Below are 1,440 nucleotides of genomic sequence, written 5' to 3'. Positions count from 1 at the left end.
AAATAATATTGATCCTTTAAGAATCTTTTTAAGAAGGTTTTGTCCAGATCATTGACTTCAAAGTAGGCTTTGATTTCTTCATCTGTTGCAATAGAATCCATGTACTTATTGTAAGCTTCTTCTATAATCGCTTCATCTACTTCAAATCCTTTTTCCATAATATATTTTTCTACTAAAGAAATTCTCACAAGATAATTAATCGTTTGTTCCTGTCGAATTTCCTTCATGGTCTTACCGTCTTGTTCAATACTCCAAACACCTTCACCATATTCTTTTTCAAAATCATAGCTTTGCATTGCATAGTATTTTGTAAATGTTTCTAAAGAAATCTTTTCTCCATTAACATTTGCAACAGTATCTTTCACTTCTTCTACAACGGTTTCAGCCTCTCCGTTTGTATTCCCTTCATTTGGGTCATTACTACAGCCTACTAAGAACAGCATGAGTAACAATAATATATACTTTTTCATATTTTTCTCCTTTAACTACATCATTGTACACTACCTAATTCAGCGAGGGTAGTTTTTCTTTTTTTATGTTATGGATTTTTAATAAAAATGTCTCTAATTCTTTTAATCTCTTTTCATTGATCAAATCTCTCTTTGAATATCTAAAAACCATATTTGGTACTTTCGCGAACTCAAAGGTCACATTTCTGTTAAACAATATACCAATATCACTGATGAGTTCTAAATCAAGTTTTTCTTTATCTGCAAATTCGAGAACACACTTGTCCTTGAAGTCCGTAACCGTTTTAATTTTTAAAGACTGACACAACCCTTTAATCAGAGAGACTGACAAAAGATTGTAAATCACGGTCGGAATCGATCCAAAACGGTCTTCAATTTCTTCCTCTATCATGAAGGCATCCTCTTGGTTTCGAATAGAAGATATCTTTTTATAAAGTTCTAACTTGTATTGCTGATCCGTTACAAAAGATTCTGGAATAAATGCAGACACTTTGAAGTCAATAGTTACTTCAAGTGGCTCTTCAACAAAAATACCTTTCACTTTATTCACTTCAATCTCTAGCATTTTACAATACAGGTCATATCCAATTGCAGCAATATGCCCATGTTGCTGCGAACCGAGTAGATTACCATCACCACGAATCTCTAAGTCTCGCATCGCGATTTTGAAACCCGCACCGAGTTCGGTGAACTCTTTAATGGCTTTCAATCTCTTTTCAGCTACTTCTGCAAGCACTTTATCTTTTTTATAGGTTAAATAAGCATAAGCCAGTCTATTGGATCTTCCGACTCTACCTTTTAACTGATACAATTGAGAAAGTCCCATTTTATCTGCATCATCAATAATGATGGTATTGGCATTGACTATATCCAAGCCTGTATCAATAATCGTTGTGCACAACAGAATATCAAATTCGTGATTCATAAAACTGATCATAAACTTTTCCAGACTTGTTTCACTCATCTGACC

2 protein-coding genes are annotated in these 1,440 nt (G+C 33.6%); both read right to left on the bottom strand.

What is annotated here, in order from left to right; all coding sequences use genetic code 11:
- A partial coding sequence (locus JF818_RS02115; RefSeq protein ID WP_198890340.1) for a SurA N-terminal domain-containing protein occupies positions 1-470 on the bottom strand: 470 nt, incomplete at its 3' end.
- 34 nt (positions 471-504) lie between these two features.
- A partial coding sequence (locus JF818_RS02110; RefSeq protein WP_255528423.1) for a TRCF domain-containing protein occupies positions 505-1,440 on the bottom strand: 936 nt, incomplete at its 5' end.

It is taken from the genome of Sphaerochaeta sp. S2 (assembly GCF_016406725.1).
GTDB lineage: Bacteria > Spirochaetota > Spirochaetia > Sphaerochaetales > Sphaerochaetaceae > Sphaerochaeta.
This window is presented reverse-complemented; position numbering and strand designations above follow the sequence as displayed.